This is a genomic window from Pseudomonas vlassakiae, from assembly GCF_014269035.2.
Classification (GTDB): domain Bacteria; phylum Pseudomonadota; class Gammaproteobacteria; order Pseudomonadales; family Pseudomonadaceae; genus Aquipseudomonas; species Aquipseudomonas vlassakiae.
Map to the genome: position 1 here is coordinate 91884 of NZ_JABWRP020000003.1, position 26258 is coordinate 118141.

The 26258-nt window shown below is 61.8% G+C and carries 22 protein-coding genes and 1 pseudogene; 13 read left to right on the forward strand and 10 right to left on the reverse strand.

Annotation, left to right across the window (positions count from 1 at the left end; all coding sequences use genetic code 11):
* Positions 1 to 16 precede the first annotated feature (16 nt).
* Genes fmt through HU738_RS04725 form a run of 4 tightly spaced genes read left to right on the forward strand, consistent with a single transcriptional unit; the run spans position 17 to position 3980 of the window.
* Complete coding sequence (fmt, locus tag HU738_RS04710; protein ID WP_186601568.1) at positions 17 to 949, forward strand: methionyl-tRNA formyltransferase; 933 nt, start codon at positions 17 to 19, stop codon at positions 947 to 949.
* Complete coding sequence (gene rsmB / locus HU738_RS04715; protein ID WP_186601567.1) at positions 946 to 2256, forward strand: 16S rRNA (cytosine(967)-C(5))-methyltransferase RsmB; 1311 nt, start codon at positions 946 to 948, stop codon at positions 2254 to 2256. The genes fmt and rsmB overlap by 4 nt, the downstream gene beginning before the upstream one ends.
* 24 nt (positions 2257 to 2280) lie before the next feature.
* Positions 2281 to 3654: a Trk system potassium transporter TrkA gene (gene trkA, locus HU738_RS04720; RefSeq protein ID WP_099816075.1), complete on the forward strand. Its 1374-nt coding sequence runs from the start codon at positions 2281 to 2283 to the stop codon at positions 3652 to 3654.
* An 11-nt stretch (positions 3655 to 3665) separates the two neighbouring features.
* On the forward strand, positions 3666 to 3980 hold the full coding sequence (locus tag HU738_RS04725) for a tetratricopeptide repeat protein (protein WP_186601566.1): 315 nt from the start codon (positions 3666 to 3668) through the stop codon (positions 3978 to 3980).
* Positions 3981 to 4032: 52 nt separating this feature from the next.
* Here HU738_RS04725 and HU738_RS04730 read toward each other — a convergent pair whose 3' ends face one another.
* Complete coding sequence (locus tag HU738_RS04730) at positions 4033 to 4920, reverse strand: lysophospholipid acyltransferase (protein WP_176508447.1); 888 nt, start codon at positions 4918 to 4920, stop codon at positions 4033 to 4035.
* Positions 4921 to 4960: 40 nt separating this feature from the next.
* Positions 4961 to 5512, reverse strand: coding sequence for a DNA-3-methyladenine glycosylase I (locus HU738_RS04735; RefSeq protein ID WP_176508448.1), 552 nt, complete (start codon positions 5510 to 5512; stop codon positions 4961 to 4963).
* An 83-nt stretch (positions 5513 to 5595) separates the two neighbouring features.
* Here HU738_RS04735 and glyQ point away from each other — a divergent pair, with 83 nt between their 5' ends.
* The 4 genes from glyQ to HU738_RS04755 all read left to right on the forward strand — a co-directional run bounded on the left by glyQ (position 5596) and on the right by HU738_RS04755 (position 9956).
* On the forward strand, positions 5596 to 6543 hold the full coding sequence (glyQ, locus tag HU738_RS04740) for a glycine--tRNA ligase subunit alpha (protein ID WP_003253126.1): 948 nt from the start codon (positions 5596 to 5598) through the stop codon (positions 6541 to 6543).
* A complete protein-coding gene (gene glyS, locus HU738_RS04745; RefSeq protein ID WP_186601565.1) occupies positions 6540 to 8591 on the forward strand; it encodes a glycine--tRNA ligase subunit beta in 2052 nt (683 codons plus the stop codon). Before glyQ ends, glyS begins: the two co-directional genes overlap by 4 nt.
* Positions 8592 to 8594: 3 nt before the next feature.
* The gene (gene gmhB, locus HU738_RS04750) at positions 8595 to 9122 is read left to right on the forward strand and encodes a D-glycero-beta-D-manno-heptose 1,7-bisphosphate 7-phosphatase (RefSeq protein ID WP_054884423.1); all 528 of its coding nucleotides are present in this window, start codon (positions 8595 to 8597) and stop codon (positions 9120 to 9122) included.
* A gap of 63 nt (positions 9123 to 9185) precedes the next feature.
* On the forward strand, positions 9186 to 9956 hold the full coding sequence (locus HU738_RS04755) for a lysophospholipid acyltransferase family protein (RefSeq protein WP_054884424.1): 771 nt from the start codon (positions 9186 to 9188) through the stop codon (positions 9954 to 9956).
* A 177-nt stretch (positions 9957 to 10133) separates the two neighbouring features.
* Here the strand turns inward: HU738_RS04755 and HU738_RS04760 are convergent, their stop codons facing one another.
* Both HU738_RS04760 and HU738_RS04765 read right to left on the reverse strand, forming a co-directional pair.
* Positions 10134 to 11753, reverse strand: a complete 1620-nt coding sequence (locus HU738_RS04760; protein WP_186601564.1) for an MFS transporter — start codon at positions 11751 to 11753, stop codon at positions 10134 to 10136.
* Between the two features lie 96 nt (positions 11754 to 11849).
* A complete protein-coding gene (locus tag HU738_RS04765) occupies positions 11850 to 13496 on the reverse strand; it encodes a GMC family oxidoreductase (protein ID WP_186601563.1) in 1647 nt (548 codons plus the stop codon).
* Positions 13497 to 13615: 119 nt separating this feature from the next.
* Here HU738_RS04765 and HU738_RS04770 point away from each other — a divergent pair, with 119 nt between their 5' ends.
* Complete coding sequence (locus HU738_RS04770) at positions 13616 to 14503, forward strand: LysR family transcriptional regulator (RefSeq protein ID WP_176508453.1); 888 nt, start codon at positions 13616 to 13618, stop codon at positions 14501 to 14503.
* Here the strand turns inward: HU738_RS04770 and HU738_RS04775 are convergent.
* The 3 genes from HU738_RS04775 to HU738_RS04785 are packed head-to-tail and all read right to left on the reverse strand — an operon-like array spanning position 14492 to position 17488.
* On the reverse strand, positions 14492 to 15310 hold the full coding sequence (locus tag HU738_RS04775; RefSeq protein WP_186601562.1) for a sulfite exporter TauE/SafE family protein: 819 nt from the start codon (positions 15308 to 15310) through the stop codon (positions 14492 to 14494). The two genes, HU738_RS04770 and HU738_RS04775, sit on opposite strands and share 12 nt — an antisense overlap.
* On the reverse strand, positions 15307 to 16563 hold the full coding sequence (locus HU738_RS04780; protein ID WP_189660502.1) for an NAD(P)/FAD-dependent oxidoreductase: 1257 nt from the start codon (positions 16561 to 16563) through the stop codon (positions 15307 to 15309). The genes HU738_RS04775 and HU738_RS04780 overlap by 4 nt, the downstream gene beginning before the upstream one ends.
* A 40-nt stretch (positions 16564 to 16603) precedes the next feature.
* Complete coding sequence (locus tag HU738_RS04785) at positions 16604 to 17488, reverse strand: MBL fold metallo-hydrolase (protein WP_186601561.1); 885 nt, start codon at positions 17486 to 17488, stop codon at positions 16604 to 16606.
* 223 nt (positions 17489 to 17711) lie between these two features.
* Here HU738_RS04785 and HU738_RS04790 point away from each other — a divergent pair, with 223 nt between their 5' ends.
* Both HU738_RS04790 and HU738_RS04795 read left to right on the forward strand, forming a co-directional pair.
* A complete protein-coding gene (locus HU738_RS04790; protein WP_186601560.1) occupies positions 17712 to 19001 on the forward strand; it encodes a sigma-54 interaction domain-containing protein in 1290 nt (429 codons plus the stop codon).
* A gap of 127 nt (positions 19002 to 19128) precedes the next feature.
* Positions 19129 to 19533 (forward strand): RcnB family protein, encoded by a 405-nt coding sequence (locus HU738_RS04795; protein WP_186601559.1) that lies wholly within the window; start codon positions 19129 to 19131, stop codon positions 19531 to 19533.
* A 662-nt stretch (positions 19534 to 20195) separates the two neighbouring features.
* Here the strand turns inward: HU738_RS04795 and HU738_RS04800 are convergent.
* From HU738_RS04800 to ahpC, 3 genes and pseudogenes are all read right to left on the reverse strand, one after another.
* Positions 20196 to 21251, reverse strand: a complete 1056-nt coding sequence (locus tag HU738_RS04800) for a GlxA family transcriptional regulator (RefSeq protein ID WP_186601558.1) — start codon at positions 21249 to 21251, stop codon at positions 20196 to 20198.
* Between the two features lie 105 nt (positions 21252 to 21356).
* A pseudogene (gene ahpF / locus HU738_RS04805) lies at positions 21357 to 22920 on the reverse strand (alkyl hydroperoxide reductase subunit F).
* A 117-nt stretch (positions 22921 to 23037) separates the two neighbouring features.
* Complete coding sequence (gene ahpC / locus HU738_RS04810) at positions 23038 to 23601, reverse strand: alkyl hydroperoxide reductase subunit C (RefSeq protein ID WP_186601557.1); 564 nt, start codon at positions 23599 to 23601, stop codon at positions 23038 to 23040.
* Between the two features lie 457 nt (positions 23602 to 24058).
* Here ahpC and HU738_RS04815 point away from each other — a divergent pair, with 457 nt between their 5' ends.
* Both HU738_RS04815 and HU738_RS04820 read left to right on the forward strand, forming a co-directional pair.
* Positions 24059 to 24826 (forward strand): SDR family NAD(P)-dependent oxidoreductase, encoded by a 768-nt coding sequence (locus HU738_RS04815; protein WP_186601556.1) that lies wholly within the window; start codon positions 24059 to 24061, stop codon positions 24824 to 24826.
* Between the two features lie 29 nt (positions 24827 to 24855).
* Positions 24856 to 26127: a D-arabinono-1,4-lactone oxidase gene (locus HU738_RS04820; protein WP_186601555.1), complete on the forward strand. Its 1272-nt coding sequence runs from the start codon at positions 24856 to 24858 to the stop codon at positions 26125 to 26127.
* The last annotated feature ends 131 nt before the right edge of the window (positions 26128 to 26258 follow it).

Consider the following 26258-nt stretch of genomic DNA (forward strand, 5'->3'; position numbering starts at 1 on the left):
TGCAAGCGAGAACTCCATGCGCATCGTCTTTGCAGGCACTCCAGAGTTTGCCGCCGAACACCTCAAGGCCCTGCTCGACAGCCCGTACGAGATCGTGGCCGTCTACACCCAGCCCGACCGCCCTGCCGGCCGGGGCCAGAAGCTCATGCCGAGCCCGGTCAAGCAGTTGGCCGTGGCCCATGACATTCCGGTATTCCAGCCGCCAACGCTGCGCAACGCCGAAGCCCAGGCCGAACTGGCCGCGCTGAAGCCAGACCTGATGGTGGTGGTCGCCTATGGCCTGATCCTGCCGCAAGTGGTCCTCGACATCCCGCGCCTGGGCTGTATCAACAGCCACGCCTCGCTGCTGCCACGCTGGCGCGGAGCGGCGCCTATCCAGCGCGCCGTAGAAGCCGGCGACGCCGAGAGCGGCGTGACGGTGATGCGCATGGAAGCCGGCCTGGACACTGGCCCGATGCTGCTCAAGGTGGTCACCCCGATCAGCGCCGACGACACCGGCGGCAGCCTGCACGACCGCCTCGCCGAAATGGGGCCTCCCGCTGTGGTCCAGGCCATTGCCGGCCTGGCCGACGGTTCGCTGCACGGTGAAGTCCAGGACGACGCCCTGGCCACCTATGCCCACAAGCTGAACAAGGACGAAGCGCGCATCGACTGGAGCCGCCCGGCCGTCGAGCTGGAGCGCCTGATCCGCGCCTTCAACCCGTGGCCGGTGTGCCACAGCACCCTGGATGGCGAAAGCGTCAAGGTGCTGGCCGCCAACTTGTCCACAGGCAAGGGCGCCCCCGGCGAGATCCTCTCCGCCAGCAAGGACGGGCTGGTGGTCGCTTGCGGTGACCAGGCTCTGAGCCTGACCCGCCTGCAGCTGCCCGGTGGCAAAGCGCTGAGCTTCAGCGACCTGTTCAACAGCCGCCGCGAGAAGTTCGCCGCCGGCAAGGTGCTGGGCCAATGAATCCACGCCTCGCCGCCGCCCGTGCCCTTGCCGCTGTGCTCAGCGGCAAGGCCTCACTGAACAGCTCGCTGCCAGCGCAGCTGGACAAGGTCGATGAACGCGACCGGGGCCTGACCCAGGACCTGGCGTTCGGTACCGCCCGCTGGCAGCCTCGCCTCGATCTGTTGGCGGCACAACTGCTGCAGAAGCCGTTCAAGGCCGCCGATGCCGATGTGCAGGCGCTGCTGCTGGTCGGTCTGTATCAACTGTTCTACACCCGCATTCCGGCCCACGCCGCTATCGGCGAGACCGTCGGCTGTGCCGACAAGCTGAAGAAGCCTTGGGCCAAAGGCCTGCTCAATGCCGTGCTGCGCCGCGCCCAGCGCGAAGGTGAACCATTGCTCGCCGGCATGGAGCGCGATCCGGTGGTGCGCACCGCGCACCCGCGCTGGTTGCAGAAATCGCTGAAGGCCTTCTGGCCGGAACAGTGGGAGGCCATCTGCGCCGCCAACAATGCCCACCCACCCATGATTCTGCGCGTCAACCGTCGCCACCACAGCCGTGACGCCTACCTGGCGCTGCTGGCCGAAGCCGGCGTCGCCGCCACCGCTTGCCAATACAGCCGTGACGGCATCGTCCTCGCCGAGGCCTGCGATGTGCGGGGGCTGCCAGGCTTCACCGAAGGCTGGGTCAGCGTACAGGACGAAGCGGCGCAGCTGTCCGCCGACCTGCTCGAACTGGCTCCCGGCCAGCGCGTGCTCGACGCCTGCTGCGCTCCAGGCGGCAAAACCTGCCACCTGCTCGAAGCAGAACCGGGCCTGGCCCACATGACGGCCATCGACCTCGAAGCCAAGCGCCTGACCCGCGTGCGCGAGAACCTGGACCGCCTGCAGTTGGACGCCGAGCTGATCGCCTGCGACGCCCGCGACACCGCCAACTGGTGGGACGGCAAACCGTTCCAGCGCATCCTGCTCGACGCACCGTGCTCGGCCACTGGTGTGATCCGCCGCCACCCGGACATCAAGCTGACCCGCCAGGCCGAGGACATTCCGGCCCTGGCCACACTGCAAGGCGAGCTGCTCGATGCCCTGTGGCCAACCCTGGAAGTGGGCGGCATGCTGCTGTATGCCACCTGCTCGAGCCTGCCGACCGAAAACACCGAAGTGATCGATGCCTTCCTCGCCCGCACCCCGGGCGCCCGTGAGCTGGACCTGGCAACCGAAGCCGGCCTGCGCCAGCCCCACGGCCGCCAGCTGCTGGCCCGGGAAGGCGGCCACGACGGTTTCTACTATGCCAAGCTGATCAAGATCGCCGCCTCGCGCGGGTAAAGCACACAGGGTAGGGAGTAGCGGATGAAGATCATCATCCTCGGCGCAGGGCAGGTGGGCGGCACGCTGGCTGAACACCTGGCCAGCGAAGCCAACGACATCACCGTGGTCGACACCGATGGCGACCGCTTGCGTGACCTCGGCGACCGTCTGGACATCCGTACCGTGCAGGGCCGCGGTTCGCTGCCGACGGTGCTGCGCCAGGCCGGTGCCGACGACGCCGACATGCTGGTGGCAGTGACCAACAGCGACGAAACCAACATGGTCGCCTGCCAGGTGGCCTACACGCTGTTCCACACCCCGACCAAGATCGCCCGGGTGCGCGAGTCGGCCTACCTGACCCGCGAGGAACTCTTCGACAACGACCATATCCCGGTCGATGTGCTGATCAGCCCCGAGCAGGTGGTGACCAACTACATCAAGCGCCTGATCGAGCACCCAGGCTCGCTGCAGGTGATCGACTTCGCCGAAGGCAAGGCCCAGCTGGTGGCGGTGAAGGCCTACTACGGCGGCCCGCTGGTGGGCCAGCAGCTGCGCCAGATCCGTGCACACATGCCCAACGTCGACACCCGCGTGGCAGCAATCTTCCGCCGTGACCGGCCGATCACCCCACGTGGCGACACCGTGATCGAAGCCGATGACGAAGTGTTCTTCATTGCCGCGAAAAAGGACATCCGCGCCGTGATGGGCGAGCTGCGCCGCATCGACGAGACCAACAAACGGATTGTCATCGCCGGCGGCGGGCAGATCGGCGAGCGTCTGGCCGAAGCCATCGAGAGCCGCTACCAGGTGAAGATCATCGAGATGAGTGCGGCCCGCTGCCGGCACCTCTCCGATACCCTAGAGAGCACCGTGGTACTGCAGGGCAGCGCTTCGGACAAAGACCTGATGCTGGAGGAGAACATCGCTGACGCCGATATCTTCCTGGCCCTGACCAACGACGACGAGGCCAACATCATGTCGTCGCTGCTGGCCAAGCGCCTTGGCGCGGGCAAGGTCATGACCATCATCAACAACCCTGCCTATGTCGACCTGGTGCAAGGCGGCGAAATCGACATTGCCATCAGCCCGCAGCTGGCCACCATCGGCACCTTGCTGGCGCACGTGCGCCGCGGCGATATCGTCAGTGTGCACTCGCTGCGACGCGGCGCGGCCGAAGCCATCGAGGCGGTGGCGCACGGTGATTCGAAATCGAGCAAGGTGGTCGGCAAGGCTGTGGAAAACATCGCCTTGCCCCCGGGTACTACCATCGGCGCCATCATCCGCGACGAGGAAGTGCTGATCGCCCATGACGACACGGTGATCGAGTCAGGTGACCATGTGATCCTGTTCGTTGTGGATAAAAAGCACATTCGGGATGTGGAGAAGCTGTTCCACGTCGGCTTGAGTTTCTTCTAGGAGAAGACGGCATGCGTGAATCGCTGGAGAAGATGCTGGCCAAGGGTGTGGATAACCCGCTGCTGAGGTTTGGCCTGGGCAAAGCCTGGCTGGACGAGGGCAATGGCGCGGAGGCGGCGGTGCACCTGGCGCGCTGCGTGGAGCAGGATCCGAAGTATTCGGCGGCCTGGAAGCTGCTGGGCAAGGCCTATCAGTTGGTCGGTGACCTGACAGCGGCGCGCAAGGCCTGGGAGGACGGGATCGTTGCGGCCCAGGCCCACGGGGACAAGCAAGCCGAGAAAGAGATGACCGTGTTCCTGAAGAAGCTCAACAAGGCATCGGGTTGACGCGGCCCTGTAGGAGCGGGTTTACCCGCGCCTACAGGGGACGGTGAAAGGCTCAATACCAGCGCGGTTCGCCAGCCGGGCGCTTCTTGAAGCGCTTCATGCTCCACATGTACTGGCTCGGGTACTCACGCACATACCGCTCGACCACCTTGCTCATGGCCGCCGCCGACACGTTCACGTCGGTGCTGTACATCGCTTCCGGAGCCGCTTCCAGGAACACCTTGAAGCCCGAACCGTCCGGCAGCCGCAGCGCATGCAGGAACACCCCGACCGCCTTGCCACCGGCCAGCATGTTCGGCACGAACTTGCTGGTCAGCGCCTGGGTCCCCAGGAACGGCACGAAAACCCCAGCCGACTCTGCCGGCTCCGGGTCGGCAGGGATACCCACTTGCCCACCGCGACGCACCTCCTTGATCACGCTGAGGATGCCTTCCTTGGTGGAAGGCGCCACACGGTTGCCCATCTGGACACGCTGCTCGCGCAGCAGATCATCCACCGCCTTGAGCTTCGGTGGCCGGTAGAAGATGATCGGTTTGCACTGGTTGCAGTAGAAGTGGTTGAGCACTTCCCAGTTGCCGAGGTGGCTGGTGATGCCGACCACGCCCTTGCCCGAGGCCAGGGCCTGCTCCAGCACTTCCAGCCCATGCACTTCCTTGACCAGCTCAAGCGAACGCTGCGGCGGCCAGATCCAGGCGCAGGCACTTTCGACGAAGGATTTACCGATATCCTTCAGCGCACGGCCGACCAACTGCTCGCGCTCGACCGGATCCATCTCCGGGAAGCACTTGGCCAGGTTGATGCGCACGACATTGCGCGAGCCGTTGGGGATTTTCCACATCAGCCAGCCGATACCGGCGCCAACGCGCTGCACAGCGCCCCAGGGCAGCTTGGCAAACAGACGCAGCACCCCGACCATCAGGGCGCCCTTGAACTTTTCCACAGGCAATTCCTTATTTCAGCAAGGCGCGCATTGTAACCCTTCAGCGCGACAAGGCGGCGTAGCGATCGCAATCGGTGGTGTGGTCCATGACCATGCCAGTGGCCTGCATGAAGGCGTAGCAGATGGTCGGGCCGACGAAGGTGAAACCCGCTTTCTGCAGGGCCTTGCTCATGGCCTTGGCTTCGTCGGTGACCGCTGGCACGTCGCCACGGCCCTGGAAGTGGTTGATCTTCGGCTCGCCGCCGACGAACGACCACAACCACTCGGCAGGGTTATCCACAGCCAGCCAGGCCTGCGCGTTACGCCGCGCAGCCTTGAGCTTGAGACGGTTGCGGATGATACCGGCGTCCAGCATCAGTGCCTCGATGCGTTCGTCGCTCATGGCCGCCAGCTTCACCGGATCGAAGCCGTGCATCACCTCGCGATAACGCTCGCGTTTGCGCAAAACGGTGATCCACGAAAGCCCCGCCTGGAACCCTTCGAGCAAAAGCATCTCGAACAGCAACGCCGGGTCACGCTGTGGCGTTCCCCACTCCTGGTCGTGGTAGGCCTGGTACAACGGATCGTCGGTACACCAAAAGCAGCGTGGCATAAGGCTCCAATGAGTAGAGGGCGAGGCGAATCAGGTTATACTCCCGCTCTTTACATCCGCATCCCCAGATACAGGTGAATTTCGTGAGCCAGCCTACGCCAGCCGTGCGTACCTTCCAAGACCTGATCCTCGCCCTGCAAAACTACTGGGCGGCTCAAGGTTGTGTGGTGCTTCAGCCCTACGATATGGAAGTAGGCGCCGGCACATTCCACACCGCTACATTCCTGCGCGCCGTGGGTCCAGAAACCTGGAACGCCGCCTATGTGCAGCCTAGCCGTCGCCCTGCCGACGGGCGGTATGGCGAAAACCCCAACCGTCTGCAGCACTACTACCAGTTCCAGGTGGTCCTCAAGCCGAACCCGGCCAACTTCCAGGAGCTGTACCTCGGCTCGCTGAAGGCCATTGGCCTGGACCCGCTGGTCCACGACATTCGCTTCGTCGAAGACAACTGGGAGTCGCCGACCCTGGGCGCCTGGGGCCTGGGCTGGGAAATCTGGCTGAACGGCATGGAAGTCACCCAGTTCACCTACTTCCAGCAGGTAGGTGGCATCGAGTGCTACCCGGTCACCGGTGAAATCACCTACGGCCTCGAGCGCCTGGCCATGTACATCCAGGGCGTCGACTCGGTCTACGACCTGGTGTGGGCCGACGGCCCGTTCGGCAAGGTCACCTATGGCGACGTGTTCCACCAGAACGAGGTGGAGCAGTCGACCTACAACTTCGAACATGCCAACGTCGACAAGCTGTTCGAGCTGTTCGATTTCTATGAAAGCGAAGCCAACCGCCTGATCAAGCTGGAGCTGCCGCTGCCGACCTATGAAATGGTCCTGAAGGCCTCGCACACCTTCAACCTGCTGGACGCCCGCCGCGCCATCTCGGTAACCGAGCGCCAGCGTTACATCCTGCGCGTACGTACCCTGGCCCGGGACGTGGCGCAAAGCTATCTGCAAGCTCGCGCACGCCTGGGCTTCCCGATGGCCACCCCTGAACTGCGTGACGAAGTGTTGGCTAAGCTGGAGGCTGCACAATGAGTGCTCAAGATTTCCTGGTAGAACTGGGCACCGAAGAGCTGCCACCAAAAGCCTTGGCCAGCCTCGGCGACGCTTTCCTGGCCGGCATCGAAAAAGGTCTGCAGGCCGCTGGCCTGAACTACACCGGCAAGCAGGTGTACGCCGCACCACGCCGTCTGGCCGTACTGATCCGCCAGCTCGACGTGCAGCAGCCTGACCGCAGCATCAACATCGACGGCCCCCCCCTGCAGGCGGCCTTCAAAGACGGCGAGCCGACCCAGGCAGCCCTGGGCTTTGCCAAGAAGTGCGGTGTAGAGCTGGCCGAAATCGACCAGAGCGGCGCCAAGCTGCGCTTCTCGCAGCACATTCCGGGCAAGGCCACCGCCAGCCTGTTGCCGACCATCGTCGAGGATTCGCTGAACGACCTGCCGATCCCCAAGCGCATGCGCTGGGCCGCCAGCCGTGAAGAGTTCGTGCGCCCGACCCAGTGGCTGGTGATGTTGCTCGGCGACCAGGTGGTCGACTGCACCATCCTGTCGCAGAAGGCCGGCCGTGAATCCCGTGGCCACCGCTTCCACCACCCACAGAACGTGGTCATCACCACGCCGGCCAACTACGTCGAAGACCTGCGCAAAGCTTATGTGCTGGCCGACTTCGCCGAGCGCCGCGAGCTGATCAGCAAGCGCACCGCCGAGCTGGCCATGCAACAGGAAGGCAGCGCCATCGTGCCGCCAGCGCTGCTGGACGAAGTGACTGCCCTGGTCGAGTGGCCGGTGCCGCTGGTGTGCTCGTTCGAGGAGCGTTTCCTCGAAGTGCCGCAAGAAGCCCTGATCACCACCATGCAGGACAATCAGAAGTACTTCTGCCTGCTGGACAGCGAAGGCAAGCTGCTGCCGCGCTTCATCACCGTGGCCAACGTCGAGAGCCGTGATCCCAAGCAGATCGTGCAGGGTAACGAGAAAGTCGTGCGCCCGCGCCTGACCGATGCCGAGTTCTTCTTCAAGCAAGACAAGAAGCAGCCGCTGGAAACCTTCAACGAGCGCCTCAAGAACGTGGTGTTCCAGGCGCAGCTGGGCACGGTCTACGACAAGGCAGAACGCGTTTCCAGGCTGGCAGCCTTCATCGCCCCGCTGATCGGCGGCAACGCCCAGCGCGCTGGCCGTGCCGGCTTGCTGTCGAAGTGCGACCTGGCCACCGAGATGGTGGGCGAATTCCCTGAAATGCAGGGGGTTGCCGGCTACTACTACGCGCTCAACGACGGTGAGCCGGAAGACGTTGCCCTGGCCCTGAACGAACAGTACATGCCGCGCGGTGCTGGCGCCGAGCTGCCGCAGACCCTCACCGGTGCCGCGGTGGCCATCGCCGACAAGCTCGACACCCTGGTCGGCATCTTCGGCATCGGCATGCTCCCCACCGGCAGCAAGGACCCGTACGCCCTGCGTCGTGCGGCCCTGGGCGTGCTGCGCATCCTGATCGAGAAGCAGCTGGACCTGGACCTGACCGCTGCGGTCGAGTTCGCGGTCAAGCAGTTCGGTGCCAAGGTCAAGGCCGCTGGCCTGGCCGAGCAGGTACTGGAGTTCATTTTCGATCGCCTGCGTGCACGCTATGAAGACGAAGGCATCGACGTTGCCACCTACCTGTCGGTACGTGCCCTGAAGCCGGCTTCGGCCTTGGACTTCGACCAGCGTGTGCAGGCTGTGCAGGCCTTCCGCAAACTGCCGGAAGCCGAAGCCCTGGCCGCGGTGAACAAGCGCGTGTCGAACCTGCTGAGCAGGGCCGAAGGCGCCATCGCCGACCAGGTCGAGCCGAAATACTTCGACAACGCCAACGAGTTCTCCCTGTACTCGGCCATCCAGCAGGCCGACCAGGCCGTGCAACCAATGGCAGCTGCCCGCCAGTACAGCGAATCGCTGGCCCGCCTGGCGGCCCTGCGCGACCCGGTCGACGCCTTCTTCGAGGCGGTGATGGTGAATGCCGAAGACGCCAAGGTGCGTGCCAACCGTTATGCCCTGCTCAGCCGCCTGCGCGGCCTGTTCCTGGGCGTGGCCGACATTTCGCTGCTGGGGTAAGCCTTGAAACTGCTGATTCTCGATCGTGACGGGGTCATCAACTACGACTCCGACGCCTACATCAAGACGCTGGAAGAGTGGATCCCGATCCCTGGCTCGGTCGAGGCCATCGCGCAGTTGAGCAAGGCGGGCTGGACGGTGGCTGTGGCCACCAACCAGTCCGGCATCGCCCGTGGCTACTACCCGCTGGCTACCCTCGAGGCCATGCATGCGCGCTTGCGCGAGCTGGTGGCCGAGCAGGGCGGCGAAGTCGGCCATATCGTGTATTGCCCGCACGGGCCTGACGAAGGCTGCGATTGCCGCAAGCCCAAGCCAGGCATGCTGCGGGCGATCGCCGAGCATTACCAGACGGGCCTTGAAAGCGTCTGGTTCGTCGGCGACAGCAAAGGTGACCTGGAGGCCGCCCTGGCCGTCGGTGCACAACCCGTGCTGGTGAAAACCGGCAAGGGCGAGCGGACTCTGGAAAAAGGCGTCCCGGAAACTACACTGATTTTCGACGATCTGGCAGCCATCGCCAGAGAACTAATTTAAACAGTGCGCCCCCAGGGGCGCATTTTTCCTAGGCGGGCACGCCCCGCAACGGTACTTGCCACTATGTCGATCCTGCAGGCGATCAGAATCGTTCTTTTTTACCTGCTGCTGGGCACCAGTTCGCTGCTGTGGTGTTCGCTGAGCTTTTTCGTCGCGCCATTCCTGTCGTTCCCCAAGCGCTACACGTTCATCAATGTGTACTGGTGCCGTTGCGCACTGTTCCTGGTGCGCACCATCCTAGGTATCGACTACAAAGTCACGGGTGCCGAGAACGTACCGGATGAGCCCTGCGTGATCCTGTCCAACCACCAGAGCACCTGGGAAACCTTCTTCCTTTCCCAGTACTTTTCGCCGCTGAGCCAGGTGCTCAAGCGCGAGCTGCTGTATGTGCCATTCTTTGGTTGGGCCATGGCCATGCTGCGGCCCATCGCGATCAACCGGGACAACCCCAAGGAAGCACTGCGTCAGGTGGCCAGCAAGGGTGACGAGTTGCTCAAGCAGAAAACCTGGGTGCTGATCTTCCCGGAAGGTACCCGTGTACCGTTCGGTACCGTGGGCAAATTCTCACGCGGCGGTACCGCGCTGGCGGTGAATGCGGGCTTGCCAGTGCTGCCGATTGCCCATAACGCTGGCAAATTCTGGCCGAAGACTGGCTGGGGCAAGCGCTCAGGCACCATCGAGGTAGTGATCGGCAAGCCGATGTACGCCGAGGGCTCCGGGCCGCGGGCCATTGCCGAGCTCAACGACCGTGCCGCCGCGTGGAACGAAGCCACCCAGCGGGCCATGGGATCGCTGCCGCCAGTGGATGAGAAACCGCAAGAGCAGATGGCTTGACGATCTGTGGATAACTTGTGAGCAATTTTTTGACCGAGTGCCTGAATTCAACGCTAAGTATATGAATTAGCTATTTATTTCTGCGCATGACATTTTTCTGGAAAACGTGCATAAGTTTTTTCGAGGCATAAAAAAACCGGCTTTTACAGCCGGTTTTTTTATGGCTCGGTGATAGCGTCAGACTTTGTCGATATCCACGTCCCTGGTTTCTTTCAAGCAGAACATTCCCACCACCAAGCTGATGCCGGTCACCAGCACCGGATACCACAATCCATAGAAGATATCCCCGGTATACACCACCAACGCGAACGACACGGTGGGCAGGAAGCCACCGAACCAGCCGTTGCCGATGTGGTAGGGCAGCGACATCGAGGTGTAGCGGATACGGGTCGGGAACAGCTCGACCATCACCGCCGCCAGCGGACCGTAGGTCATGGTCGCGATCAGGATCATTGCCACGATCAGCACCACGACCATCACTTGGTTGACTTGCGCCGGCTCGGCCTTGGCCGGGTAGCCCGCCTGCTCGATCGCCGTGCGCATGGCCGCTTCGTCGAAGCCGTTGATGGTCTTGTCGCCAATGTTCACCACCACATCACTGCCGGCCACGTTCACCGAGCTGTATGGCAGGCCCTGCTTGACCAGGAAGGTTTTGACCTTGTCGCAGGGGCTGTCGAAACGTGCCTTGCCAACCGGGTCGAACTGGAAGGTGCAGCCTTGCGGGTCAGCGGTCACCACGATGGGGGCCTGGCGGCTGGCGGCGTCGATCTGTGGGTTGGCGTAGTGGCTCAGGGCTTTGAACAACGGGAAGTACAGCACGGTGGCCAGCAGCAGGCCGAGCATCAGGATCGGTTTGCGCCCGATGCGGTCGGAAAGCCAACCGAAGAAAACGAAGAACGGTGCGCCGATCACCACGCTGATGATCAGCAGGGTATTGGCCTGAGCAGGGTCCATCTTGAGCATCTGGGTCATGAAGAACAGCACGTAGAACTGCGCCGTGTAGAAGGTCACAGCTTGCCCGGCGTTGATGCTGAACAGCGCGGTAAGCACGACTTTCAGGTTGGGCCAGGAAGTGAACGACTCACGGATCGGTGACTTGCTGACCTTGCCCTGGGCCTTCATTTTCACGAAGGCCGGCGACTCGTGCATGCTCATGCGGATCCAGGTGGATATCCCCAACAGGATGATCGACAGCAGGAACGGCAGGCGCCAGCCCCAGGTTTCGAACTGGTCACCACTGATGTAACGGCTGCCCAGTACCACCAGCAATGACAGCAGCAAGCCCAAGGTCGCGGTCGACTGGATGAAACCGGTATGGAAGCCACGCTTGCCGGGTGGCGCGTGCTCGGCCACGTAAGTGGCGGCACCACCGTATTCACCGCCCAGCGCCAGCCCCTGGAGCATCCGCAGGATCACCAGGATGATCGGCGCCGCGATACCAATGCTGGCGTAGGTGGGCAACAGGCCAACAGCGAACGTCGACAGGCCCATCAACACGATGGTCACCAGGAAGGTGTACTTGCGCCCGATCATGTCACCCAGGCGGCCGAACACCAGCGCACCAAACGGCCGCACCAGGAAGCCAGCAGCAAACGCCATGAGGGCGAAGATGAAGGCCGTGGTGTCGTTGACCCCAGCAAAGAACTGCTTGCTGATAACGGCGGCCAAGGCGCCATAGAGAAAAAAGTCATACCACTCGAAAACTGTCCCGAGGGATGACGCGAAAATGATCTTGCGTTCTTCACGACGGCTGGAGGTGCTCGCCGTCGCACCCTGCTCTTGGATGTAATCCGACATCGTTGCTGTCCTCGGCCCGCAGGCCACAGTGATTATTCTTGTTGTTCCACTGTCGGCAGCTTGTGACCGCGAGCTGCCGGTGTTGCATGCTCCCGGTCAGGGGGTCGGTATGGCGTCTTCGTTCAGGTAAGCCTGGGTTGCCGCTCCTTTGAGGATCAGTTGCGCCGCCTTCTCGGCGATCATCAGGGTGGGGGAACAGGTATTGCCGGAAGTGATTTGCGGCATGATCGAAGCGTCGGCCACGCGCAAGCCAGGTATGCCGTGCACGCGCAGCTGGTTATCCACAACGTCCAGGTCGCTGTTGCCCATGCGGCAGGTGCCGACGGGGTGGAAGATGGTGGTGCCGATCTTGCCGGCCGCCTCGAACAGTTCTTCCTCGGTTTGCAGCGTCGGGCCTGGCAGATACTCCTGGGGATCGAAAACGGCGAGGGCAGGGGCCTGGACGATACGCCGAGTCAGGCGAATGGCATCGACGGCAACGCGCAGGTCCTGGGGGGCGCTCAAGTAGTTGGGGTTGATCCGCGGCGCGCTGTGCATGTCTGCACTGCGGATATCGATGCGCCCCCGGCTGGCCGGGCGCAGGTTGCACACCGAAGCGGTGAACGCCGGGAACTGATGCAGAGGCTCGCCGAAGCGCTCCAGTGAAAGCGGCTGCACGTGATACTGCAGGTTCGGTGTGGCCTGCTCCGGGCTCGAACGTACGAAGGCACCCAGTTGGCTGGGCGCCATGGCCAGCGGGCCACTGCGGTCATAGAGATAGCGCAGGCCCATGCCCAGCTTGCCCCACAAGCTATTGGTCATCTGGTTGAGGGTTCGCGTATTGCGGATCTGGTAGATCAGCCGCAGCTGCAGATGATCCTGCAGGTTGCCGCCAACGCCGGGCATGTCGTGGCGTACGCCGATGCCCAGGCTTTCGAGCAGCTTGCGCGGGCCAATGCCGGACCGCTGGAGAATACCGGGCGAGCCCACGGCGCCAGCACAGAGGATGATCTCGCGACGCGCAGCAAACTCATGCCAGGTGCCCTGCCACTGCGCCTTGACCGCACGGGCACGGGTGTTGTTCAACAGTACCTGGTCAACCTGTACGCCGGTCAGCACGGTGAGGTTGGGGCGGTTTTTGATCGGCCGCAGAAAAGCCTTGGCAGCGTTCCAGCGCACGCCGCTGCGCTGATTGACCTGAAAGTACCCACAGCCCTGGTTGTCGCCGGTGTTGAAGTCATCGACCTTGCCAATGCCACTCTGCTCGGCTGCATCACGGAAGGCATCGAGGATCGGCCAGTTATAGCGCTGGCGCTCGACTCGCCATTCCCCGTTACCGCCATGGTGCTCGCTGGCGCCGGCAAAGTGGTTTTCACTGGCCTTGAACAACGGCAGCACATCCTTCCAGGCCCAACCCTCGTTGCCTTGCTCGGCCCAATGGTCGTAGTCGGCGGCCTGGCCACGCATGTAGATCATGCCGTTGATCGATGAACAGCCACCGAGCACCTTGCCCCGTGGATAGCCCAGTGCGCGGCCGAGCAGGCCGGGCTGTGCTTCGGTCTTGAAGCACCAGTCGGTGCGCGGGTTGCCGATGCAGTAAAGGTAACCGACGGGGATATGAATCCAGGGATAGTTGTCGCGACCGCCGGCTTCAAGCAGCAGGACGCGGCTGGAAGGGTCAGCGGACAAACGATTGGCCAGCAGGCAGCCGGCGGGGCCAGCGCCTACGACCACGTAGTCGAAGACAGAATCGGCTGATGGCATCTGCAACCTCGCGCCTGATTATTATTCTTGTCCCGATCCATCTTAGTGCGTAATTTCGCCAGGGAAACACGAGATTTCACGCAGCCGCTGTGCGTTTTAGCACAGCCATAAGGATCAGCATGTTCGACTGGAACGATCTGCGGTTTTTCCTCGAGTTGCAGCGCAGTGGCCGCCTGCTCAGTGCGGCCAAGCGCCTCAATACCACCCACAGCACGGTCGCCCGACATATCGAGAGCATCGAAAAGAGCCTGGGCACGCCACTGTTCGTGCAGCACGCCCAAGGCTATGAACTGACCCCGTCAGGCCAGGCTCTGCTCAAGCACGCCGAAGCCATGGAGAACGTCGCCCTGCTGGCTCAGGAAGAAATCACCCAGGCCATCACTCCGCTGGGCAAGATTCGCCTGGGTGTCACCGAAGGCATCGGCATCATGTTCTTTACCCCGCGCATGAGCGAGCTGTTCGCCCGCTACCCGGGGCTGGAGGTGGAACTGGTGGCGGTACCGCGCTTCGTCAGCATCCTCAACCGCGAAGCCGAGATCAGCATCCATCTGGAGCGTCCCAACGCCGACCTGCTGATCACCCGCAAGCTCACCGACTACCGCCTGGCGCTGTACGCCAGCCAGAGCTACCTGGACCGGGCACCGCCTCTGCGTAACCGCGAAGACCTGGCGCGGCATAGCTGGATCGGCTATGTCGATGACTTGCTGTTCAGCCAGGAACTGCTGTTTCTCAACAGCTTTTGCCGTGCACCGAACGTGGCCTTCCGCAGCACCAGCGTGATCGCCCAGCAAACCGCCGCGCGTGCGGGACTCGGCATCGCTGTGCTGCCCAACTACATGGCTCGTCATGATCCGGCACTGGTTCGGGTGCTGCCCAGCGAGACCATCCAGCGCAGCTACTGGATCTGTACCCGCCGCGAGTTGCACAAGTCGGTACGCCTGCGGGTGGTCTGGGACTACCTCCTGGCACTGTGCGCGGCGGAACAGGACGAGCTGCTAGCCGAATAGCGCCTTGCCGGCCAGCAGCAGAGCCGCCAGCCAGCCAGCCACGGCAAACAACTGCTGCAGGCGTGGGCCGGCGATCCGGGTGGCAAGCGGCCTGGCCAGCAACAGGCCGAGCACCGCCCCCATGGCAAAGGGTGCGCCGATCCGCCAATGCATCACACCGGCCAAGCTGGCGCTGACCACACTTCCCGTGGAAACCAGCGCGATGACGGCCAGAGATGTCGAGACAATGCTCTTCATGCGCAGGTTGGTGTAGCGGTTCAAGGCCGGGATGATCACAAAGCCCCCGCCCACTCCCAGCAGGCCAGAAAGCAAGCCGGAGAGGGCCCCGGTGAACGCCAGGGCGCGTGCGCAAGGTAACGTCCAGCGCAATCGCCCTTGCAACGGGTTCAGCACGCAGGGTTCGATGTATCGATGGGCTTCGCTGCCTTCACCCCGCAGCGCTTTGGCCGCCTTGTGCCAGATGCGCAGGCAGGCGTAGATCAGCACGGCAGCGAACACCAGCGCCAAGGGTGTATTGGGCAAGCGGTGGGCCAGCATCAGGCCGAACGGTGCCGCCGCAATACCGATCAGGGCGATGAACAGGGCGGCGCGATAACGCACCAGCCCTTCGCGCAAGCCCAGTACCGCACCCACCGCCGCGGCGAGCCCCACGGCGAGCAGGCCGATGGGCGCCGCTTCGACCATCGACAGCCCAAGCCCGAACACCAGCAGCGGTACGGCCAGGATGCCACCCCCGGCGCCGGTCAGCGCCAGCACCGCACCGATGATCGCACCCAGGCCTGCGCCCAAGAGTTGATGTTCGATCACTGTGCGCCCTCGGCGTCCAGCGGTTGTGGGCGCGCCAGCCATTCTCGGCCTTTGAGCATGCCCTGCCAATACAGCGGCGGCAGCACTCGTGCCTTGAGCAGCCAGGCCAGGCGTGTCGGCTGGCGCCCATCGAGCAGCCAGCGGGGGAAGCTCGGCGCGACCTTGCCTCCATAGGTGAACTCGGCCAGGACGATCTTGCCGCGCTCGACGGTCAGCGGGCAGGAACCATAGCCGTCGTACTGCGCCAGGGTAGTGAGACGGCCCAGCGCTACCAGCACGTTGTTGGCTACCACTGGCGCCTGCTTGCGCGCCGCCGCGGCAGTCTTGGCATTACTGGTGTTGGCCACATCGCCCAGTGCGTGGATGTTGGCGAACTGGCGGTGGCGCAAGGTATGCGGATCGACATCGACCCATCCGGCTGCATCGGCCAAGGGGCTCTGGCGGATAAAGTCCGGGGCGACCTGTGGCGGTACCACATGCAACAGGTCGAAGGATTCGGCACGGGTTTCGGTGCTACCGTCGGCCAGTGTACGCACGAAGGTGGCACGCTGATTGGGCCCATCCACGGCCACCAGGCGATGGCTGTAATTCAGGTCCACGCCGTACTTGTCGATGTAGGCCATCAACGCTGGCACATAATCGGGAACGCCGAACAGCACTGCACCGGCATTGAAGAAACTGGCTTTCACGTCGCCCAGCCGTCCACTGCGCAGCCAATGGTCGCAGGACAGGTAGAGGGCCTTTTGCGGCGCGCCAGCGCACTTGATCGGCATCGGCGGCTGGGTGAACAGCGCACGGCCTTGCTTGAGCTTTTGCACCAGCTCCCAGGTGTAAGGTGCCAGGTCGTAGCGGTAGTTGGAGGTGACACCGTTGCGCCCCAGGGTTTCGCCAAGCCCGTCGATCGCGTCCCAGTCGAGCGTGAGGCCCGGGCAGACCACCAGCTGTTCATAACTGATGGCGCGGCCACCCTCCAGGGTGACCAGCTGGGCAGATGGGTCGAAACCCTGGACACGCGCCTTGATCCAACGGACGCCGCGCGGGATGGCCGAGGCCATGGTACGGGCGGTGCTCGGCGCTTTGAACACGCCGGCGCCGACCAGGGTCCAGCCGGGCTGGTAGTAGTGCACTTCGGCAGGGTCGATCAGGGCGATGTCCAGCGACGGATCACGGGCAATCAGGCTGGAGGCAGTGGCGATACCGGCGGCACCGGCACCGACGATGACCACCTTGTGGTGGTCGGCATTGGCAGGCATGGCAGTCAATCCTGGAATTTCTGGTGAGAGGGCAGGGCAGTCAAAGCTTGTTCAGCGGGATCTTCAGGTAGCTCACGCCATTTTCCTCAGGCTCCGGAAGCTGGCCGCTGCGCATGTTGACCTGCACCGAAGGCAGGATCAGCACGGGCATGTCGAGGGTCTTGTCGCGGGCTTCGCGCATGGCCACGAAGCTGTCCTCATCGATGCCTTGGTGGATGTGGATATTGCTGGCGCGCTGCTCGGCCACCGTGGTGACGTAGCGCATCTCGCGCCCGCCTGGCAGATAGTCGTGGCACATGAATAGCAGCGTCTGGTCGGGGAAGGCCAGCAACCGACGGATCGAGCGGTACAGCGTGCGCGCATCGGCGCCGGGGAAGTCGCAACGGGCGGTGCCGTAGTCAGGCATGAACAGGGTATCGCCGACGAACACCGCCGTCTCACCCGCGTCCACGACCATGTAGCTGAGGCATGCCGGTGTATGCCCGGGGGTATGCAACGCACGGGCCTGCAGGTTGCCGATGCGGAAGCCCTCTTCATCTTCGAAGAGCACATCGAACTGGCTGCCATCACGGGCGAAGCCAGGCTCGGCGTTGAACAGCGTGCCAAAGACTTTCTGCACCTGGGTGATGTGCGCACCGATGGCGGTATGGCCGCCAAGCTTGCCCTTCAGGTAAGCCGCCGCCGAGAGGTGGTCGGCATGCACGTGGGTTTCCAGCACCCATTGCACGGTGGCCTTGAGCTCTTTCACACGGTCGATCAGGCGATCCGCCGAAGCGGTGCAGGTGCGCCCGGACTTGGGGTCGTAGTCCAGCACGCTGTCGATCAGTGCGCACTGAAGGGTTTCACGATCCATGACCAGGTAGCTGATGGTCGAGGTCGCCTCGTCGTAGAAGGCGTCCACGTGAAGGTTGTTGCCGATGATCATCACGTTCTCCAAATGGTCTGCCTCAGCTTGTATGGGCGCAGGCAGTGGGAGGAGGTTTATCAAGATGCATGCCAGGCGCTTTTGCACATCCGGCCCCATGAACACGGCCCGTTGATCACCGCTGTGCGTGCCGGTGGCAGTACCATTGGCAGTCGACTGTCAGCCAATGGCAGTGTTTGGCAGTCCTTGTTACCCTGCGCCAGGTTATCCAATCGGTGCCGTCATGCCTGAATCCCATCCACTCATCCTAGCCCTGGTTTCCTACCTTGAGCACGATGCCGTGCCTGCCATCGTGCTGGACACCGGCTACAACATCCTTGCGGCCAACGCGGCTTATCGGCGGCAGTTCGGTCGAAACGAGCAGGCCCCGCTGGGTGAGAAATGCCACCGGGTGTCGCATCACTACGCTGTGCCGTGTGACCAGGCCGGTGAGCACTGCCCGATGCGCAAGGCTTGGGACAGCAAAGTGCCGGAGCGAGTGCTGCATATTCATCACACGCCGCGTGGCCCTGAGCATGTGGATGTAGAGTTGCGGCCGATCCTGGATGAGCAGGGCAGGGTGGTGGCTTTCGTCGAGCGGCTGACCAGCATCACCCTGGCTTCCGCACAACCTCAGGAACAAGGGCTGGTCGGGCGAGCGCCCGCTTTCAAGGCCGCGCTGGCCAGCCTTCAGCGTGCGGCACCCGCGCAGATTCCAGTGCTGCTGCAGGGCGAGTCGGGTACCGGGAAGGAGCTGTTTGCACGTGCCATTCACATGGGTAGCCCACGGGCTAATGGTCCGCTGGTAGTCGTCGACTGTACCGGCCTGACCGAGTCGCTGTTCGAAAGCGAGCTGTTCGGCTATGAGAAGGGGGCATTCACCGGCGCCAATCAGCGCAAGATCGGCTTGGCCGAGGCCGCCCATGGCGGCACATTGTTCCTCGACGAAATCGGCGAAGTGCCGTTGGCGATGCAGGTCAAACTGCTGCGCCTGATCGAGTCCGGGAGCTTCCGCCCGGTTGGCAGCCTGCGCACCGTGCATTCGGATTTCCGCCTGGTTTCGGCGACCCATAAGCCGCTGAAGAAAATGGTGGCTGAGGGAACGTTCCGAGAAGACCTGTATTACCGCATCAGCGGTTTCCCCATCCGCTTGCCGGCGTTGCGCGAGCGCGTGGAGGATTTGCCGCTGCTGGCCGAGAGTCTGCTGCAACGCATGACTGGCAAGCCGACACCGAGCCTGACCGAGGCGGCGCTGAAGCAACTCAAGCTGCATGCCTTCCCTGGCAACATTCGCGAGTTGCGCAACATCCTGGAAAGGGCTCGGTTGTTTGCCGATGATGGGCTGATCCGACCCGAGCACCTCCCCGAAGAGGTCGGGCGACAGCAGCCAGTGGCCATGCGCAGAGGGCGAAACGATCTGGGTGATCTCGCGCACGCACTGGAGCAGTTCCAAGGATCACGCAGCGAGCTGGCCCGTCACCTTGGCATGAGTGAGCGAACCCTCTATCGCCGCTTGAAAACGCTTGGTTTGTAGCCCGTAGACCTTTACCGGACCTTTACCTCTGCCCTGACATTAAGCGGAAAAGTTTGTGGTCTGATCAGTTAACCGCAACAGGCAGACCGTTTTACCTGCCGGGCGTTAACAGTCAGAGGTTCCGCAAATGAAGAAAGCCCTAACCGTACTCTGCGCCGCGCTTGTGCTCAGCACACCCTTGGCCAGTTTTGCTCAGCCAGGGCCGGACCACCATGACGGTGGTCCGGCCCATCAGGGCTTACCGTCACATGGCCAACCCGAGCGGCATGACCGTCATGACAACGGCCGCTACCCGGCCTACCGCAACCCGAACTTCCGACCTGAAGCCGGCATGCCGATGCCGCATCAGCAATGGCATCGTGGCTATGTGGTGGAACCGCGTTATCGCGCAGACCGCTACTGGGTGACCGACTGGCGTGCGCGCCATCTGTACGCGCCACCTCGTGATCACCGCTGGTTGTACGTGAACGGGGACTATGTGCTGGTGGCGATTGCCTCAGGCGTGGTCGTCAGCGTTCTCTCCGGCTACTGAGTCTCACAGAAACAACAAAGCCCGCGTCAGCGGGCTTTGTTGTTTCTGGCGATCTACACCGGATGTAGGCTCACAAAAAAGCTGACATCTGCGGTCCAGTGTTTTCAGCTAAAGCTGCATCTTTTTTGTGACTCATCAGTAGAAATTTCACAGAAAAAATGAGAATTGCCTACCGCATTCACAAATAAGCTGATGCATCCAAAACGGCGGATCGTCATCTGCAACCTCAGCGTCGATTCTACCTAGCTTGGTACTGACGGCCTCGGCAACAACGCGCGCAAAAAAGGCCCCCCCGGGTGCCTTTTCAATATGTCCGAGGAGTAGTCGCAGCGATCCTTTAGCTCCCAGTCTAATAACCTTGGGTTCAGAATCCGACAGGCTAGACCTGTCGTCACTACTTCAGAGAAACCAGCTTTCTCTGCTGCCAAAAATGTCGGGGGGCCTTTGCTGGTACCCAGTCACGACGAATGCGCGGTTGCAGTCCTCCGCTACGACGTTACCCGAGGAGGTAAGCTCGTTCAATCACATGCGATGAAAGGCTCAGATTCCTCATACAGCCGGGGGTTTGGGGTCGAAAGCGGTCGGTCGTGAATGACCGCTTTCGACCCAAAGCGAGCAGTCGGAGAGGCGGAGATGTTAATGGTTGCCCGATGAGACCTGCGTCATACATTGATCGCGTTCACCAGTCCGGTCCCACCCTGGCTTCTGTGTCGGAATTTGCGTGGAGAGATGGCGTACATCTCGCGGAAGCGCCGGTAGAAATGAGGGAAGCTGACAAACCCGCACGCGAGGGAGATCTCCGTGAGCGACTTGCTGGTGTGCTGCAGTAGCTGACGTGCGTAGGTCAGTCGCAGCTCCAGGTAATACCGCGGTGGGGTGGCTTGGGTATGCCTGCAGAACAGCCGTTCGAGATGTCGCCGTGACAACCCGACATGATCCGCTATCTCATCGATGCCGATGGGGTCCTCGATGTTGGCGTGCATGAGTTCCATTGCGAGGCGTACGCCACGAGGCAAGCTCGGATCGACGTTAGGTGCCACTGCGGGAATATCTGCAAAGATCATGGAGCGATCACATGCCAGCATCTGCTCTACGGCTCGGCGCAAAGACTCGCCGCCGCTGTGCTCAAGCAAGCTGAGCATCATGTCCAAGGCGCTACTTGCGCCCGCGCAGCTCATACGTCGCCGGCTGAGTACATGAGCTTTGTCGCTCACCCGCGCTGTTGGGTACAGCTCATTCATCATTGCCCGGCCGTCAGGATGGAAAGCACACTCATGGCCATTGAGTAGTCCTGCTTCAGCCAGGAAGTAAGCACCGTTCCACACCCCTCCCAAGACCGCGCCTCGAATATCGGCTTGACGAAGCTTACCTCGGAGAACTGAATCGCTTTCAAGGCGGACCCGAAAGCCGCCGCACACAATCATGACGTCCAGACCCTGAACATCCAGATCCGCCAGGTTGATTGTGACTGGCAGGGCAATTCCCAAATCGCTGAGTACCTGCTTCCCGATACCTACTACATCGATTTGGAACAGGGGCGCCGCGCTCATGAGGTTGGCTGTTACGAGCGTATCCATGGCGGCGGTGAACGCCATCATCGAGAAGTGTTCTTTGAGTACAAAGGCCACTCGCCGGCAGGGTAACGAAAAGGCTGTGCGGCCTGCGGGATCAACATGCGCCAGGTTGGCTGAACTGAGGGTGCTTTCGAAACGGCTCATGGCTCAACTCACATGCAAGCGTCAGCAAAGGCTGCTCGCGGTATTGACGCTCTACCGCCAGAGCTTCGGAGCCAACGAGGGCTCCGAATCACGTTGAGGAAACGCTTATGCGGGTACCGAAGTGCGGATCAGGTGATCGAACGCAGCCAGCGAGGCCTTCGCACCCTCGCCTACGGCGATGACGATCTGCTTGTATGGAACAGTGGTCACGTCACCAGCGGCAAACACTCCAGGGATGTTGGTCTGGCCTTTGGCATCGACAACAATCTCCCCACGCGGTGACAGCTCGACCGTACCTTTGAGCCAGTCAGTGTTCGGCAGCAGGCCGATCTGCACAAAGATGCCTTCAAGTGCGACATCATGCTGTTCGTCAGTGGTGCGGTTCCTTGTAGCGCAGACCGGTGACCTTCTCGCCATTGCCGACCACTTCGGTGGTCAGCGCGCTGGTGATCACCTTGACGTTCGGCAGGCTGTGCAGCTTGCGCTGCAGCACCGCGTCGGCACGCAGCTGGCTGTCGAACTCGATCAGCGTCACCTGGGCGACGATACCGGCGAGGTCGATGGCCGCTTCCACACCCGAGTTGCCGCCGCCGATCACCGCCACGCGCTTGCCCTTGAACAGCGGACCGTCGCAGTGCGGGCAGTAGGCCACACCTCGGGCGCGGTATTCCTGCTCGCCCGGCACATTCATTTCACGCCAGCGGGCGCCAGTGGCGAGGATCACGGTCTTGGCCTTGAGCGAGGCGCCACCGGCCAGGCGTACTTCGTGCAGGCCGCCGTCGGTGGCCGGGATCAGCGCTTCGCCGCGCTGCAGGTTCATGATGTCGACGTCGTACTGCTTGACGTGCTCTTCCAGCGCCGTGGCCAGCTTCGGCCCTTCGGTTTCCTGAACCGAGATGAAGTTCTCGATGGCCAGGGTGTCGAGCACCTGGCCGCCGAAACGCTCGGCAGCGACACCGGTGCGGATGCCTTTACGTGCGGCATAGATGGCCGCTGCAGAGCCGGCGGGGCCACCGCCGACCACCAGCACGTCGAAGGCTTCCTTGGCGTTGATCTTCTCGGCCTGGCGAGCGCCGGCATTGGTGTCGATCTTGCCGAGGATTTCTTCCAGGCCCATGCGGCCCTGGCCGAACAGTTCGCCGTTCAGGTAGATGCTCGGCACCGCCATGATCTTGCGCGATTCGACTTCATCCTGGAACAACGCACCGTCAATGGCCACGTGGCGCACGTTGGGGTTGAGCACGGCCATCAGGTTCAGCGCCTGGACGACGTCCGGGCAGTTCTGGCACGACAGCGAGAAGTAGGTTTCGAAGGTGAACTCGCCTTCCAGCGCCTGGATCTGCTCGATCACCTCGGCACTGGCCTTGGACGGGTGGCCGCCGACTTGCAGCAGTGCCAGAACCAGCGAGGTGAATTCGTGGCCCATGGGGATGCCGGCGAAGCGCAGGCTGATATCGGCACCCGGGCGATTCAGCGAGAACGAAGGACGACGGGCATCGGTGCCATCCGCGCTGAAGGTAATGAGGTTCGACAGGCCGGCGATTTCCACCAGCAGGTCATGCATTTCACGGGACTTCGCGCCGTCGTCGAGGGAGGCAACAATCTCGATCGGCTGGCTGACCCGCTCCAGGTAGGTTTTCAGTTGCGATTTAAGCGTTGCGTCCAACATACGGGCGATTCCTTTTCTGTTTCAACGAGCAGTTGCATTGCCCAGCATCTGGGCGGTCACTGAGGCGGGGCAGCATTAGCGTGGTTAGCTGTCCCCGCCTGCAGGTGGCACTAGGTCTTAGATCTTGCCGACCAGGTCCAGAGACGGGGCCAGGGTGGCTTCGCCTTCTTTCCACTTGGCTGGGCAGACTTCGCCTGGGTGAGCAGCGATGTACTGAGCAGCCTTGACCTTGCGCAGCAGCTCGCTGGCATCACGGCCTACGCCACCGTCGTTGATTTCGACGATCTTGATCTGGCCTTCAGGGTTGATCACGAAGGTGCCGCGATCGGCCAGGCCGGCTTCCTCGATCAGCACGTCGAAGTTGCGCGAAATGACTTGGGTCGGGTCACCGATCAGTGGGTACTGGATCTTGCTGATGGTGTCCGAGGTGTCGTGCCAGGCTTTGTGGGTGAAGTGGGTGTCAGTCGACACACCGTAGATTTCCACGCCCAGCTTCTGGAACTCGGCGTAGTTGTCTGCCAGGTCGCCCAGCTCGGTTGGGCAGACGAAGGTGAAGTCGGCTGGGTAGAAGAACACCACAGACCACTTGCCTTTGAGGTTGGCTTCGCTGACCTGAACGAATTCGCCTTTGTGGTAGGCGGTAGCGTTGAACGGTTTGACCTGGCTGTTGATGAGAGGCATCAGAAACGCTCCTTCGTGGGTGAGTTGACGAGGGCCAGACTATCCAAGCGATCCTCGGCATGCTCATAGGCATTCCTGATAATCACGATTACCAATGCCTATCGGCACTACGCTTATCAATGCCATTTAACTATGGTAAATCGCGTGCATGCGGTTTGAGGCAGACAACTATGCGCTGGTTTAAGCCCCGATATTTTTAGTTGGAAGTTGATCAAACCGTTATTTAATAATTTTCAAACTTAATAATTTGGTGAAACTATTCGCCAGATTTTAGGCATCAACTCCAGTGATCTACCGGTCAAGTCCCAGTGATTTTTCTGCGTCCCGTATACCGTTCGGTATATGGAACTGCCGCAGAAACTGCTGCATCCTCCAAGCCACGGATCTGCAGCCGCCTCACAAAAACAAACAGGACAGATTGTTACTAGGGGCAAACCCTGTAACCCGGAGTATGCATATGATTGGTCGCTTGAAAGGTAAGGTCGCGCTCATCACTGGTGGTGCAGGAGGATGTGGCCTTGCCGCTTCTGAGCTCTTCGCAGCTGAAGGCGCTCAGGTAGGCATCGTCGATCTTCCCAACAGCAAAGGGGCTGAAGTAGCCCGAAGCCTGCGCGACGCAGGCCACGACGTCATTTTTGCACCGGCCGATGTGTCTGATGCCAATCAGGTCCAAGCGGCGGTGGCAGCAGTCGAGAAAGCCTTTGGGCCCATCACAGTCCTGATGAACCACGCCGGTATCCTGGCTGCGGCTCCATTCCTCGAAACCTCCGAGGAAGAGTGGGACCGCATCATGGCCGTAAACGTGAAAAGCATGTTCCTTGTTACCAAAGCTGTGCTGCCGGGCATGATCGCGGCAGGCGGTGGTAGCATCGTCTGTACGTCCTCCATCTCCGCCGTCGTCGGTACCCCGATGGAGGTGCTGTACTGCACCAGCAAAGGTGCGACCCACATGTTTGCCCGAGCCATCGCCGTGGAGTTCCGTGATCGCGGCATTCGCTCGAATGCCATCTGCCCTGGATTCATTGCCACTGCGCACGGCCTGCGAGAAATCGATACCCTTCAGAAATACGGCGTTGACGTAACGGAAAGCGCAATCGCCGCCGCGCAAGGGCGCCTTTGCAAACCTTCAGAGGTGGCCACCGCAGCTTTGTTCCTGGCTAGCGATGACGCCAGCTTCGTGAATGGCGCTCATCTGTTTGCAGACAACGGCTACACAGCAATCTGACCCATAAAAACAATAGCGGGAGACCCGTCGTGACCACTTCGTCGAACAATATGCACATCAACGAGTTCGGACTGGACCACGCCCACTGGCGTAACTGGGCAGGTAACCAGTCCTGTATCCGAGCAGCTCGTGGTGCACCAACCAGTGAAGATGAGCTCTGCTCAATGGTTCACGATGCAAGCAACAAAGGGATGAACGTGCGGGTGGCAGGCTCTGGTCACTCCTTTACCGCCGTCGCCCTTACCAACGGCTTGCATCTGACGCTGGCAAACATGACTGGCGTTCGCCACATCGATCACGAGAAAAAGCGTGTGACAGCCTATGCCGGTACCACGATGAACGCTTTCGGCAAGGCGCTGAAAGCTGCCGGCCTGTCGATGATCAACCAGGGCGATATCGACAGTCAGTCCATCGCCGGCGCTCTCACCACCGGTACTCACGGTACCGGCATGGAGCTTGGCAACCTGGCTTCCTCGATCGTGGGTCTGAAGCTCGTCCAGCCCAATGGCAGCATCATTAACGTCGACGAAAGCACACCGGACATGCTGCATGCAGCACGCGTGTCGATGGGCGTCCTGGGCATCGCGTCTGAAATCACTCTGCAGGTCACCGACGCGTTCAATCTGCACGAACGCATCTGGCGTGAAGATTTCGAGAGCCTGATGGAGCGTCACGACGAGCTCGCCAAGAAGCACCGTCACTTCAGCTTCTTCTATTGCCCGTACGAGCAGAGCCGTCATTGCTATTGCTTGCCGGACACCGCAGCCACCTCCAAAGACGGCAAAACCACTGACGTCTGCGAAGTGAAGGTGATGGACATCACCGACCGTCCTCCATTCGAGAGTGAATTCGAGAAGGTCGCTTACAGCTCTGACGTTTATCCGATCGAGTACCTGCCGAACTTCCACGAGCTGGAGTACGCGATTCCTGTCGCGCACGGCAAAGACGCCGTGCGCGCTGTCCGCAAGCTGATGCTGGAAGAGTTCCCGCAAGCTATTTACCCAATCGAGTATCGCTTCACTGCCGGCGACGGCGCCTGGATGAGCCCGTTCTTCGAACAAGACAGCGTGACCGTCTCTGTTTCCGGCGAGCCAGGTACCGACTACTGGGCCTTCCTGCGTGCCGTGGATGCAATTCTGCGTATGTACGGTGGCCGTCCGCACTGGGGCAAGATGCACTTCCTGACTGGCGATGACGTGACTGCTATTTATCCGCGGGCGAACGACTTCCGCAAAATCCGTCGTGAGCTCGATCCAGAGGGCATCTTCTTGAGCGAGCACCTCAGCCCGTACTTCAAGTAATCCGCTAAACCACTTTCCCATCGCTCAGGGTTATTGCCTGGGTCTGCTGAGCCACCGCACTCCGGCACAGTAGATCCGGGCTTTTTTTGCCCGCAAAATGGGGGAACTGAGGTGCTGCCGGATCTGCTTTG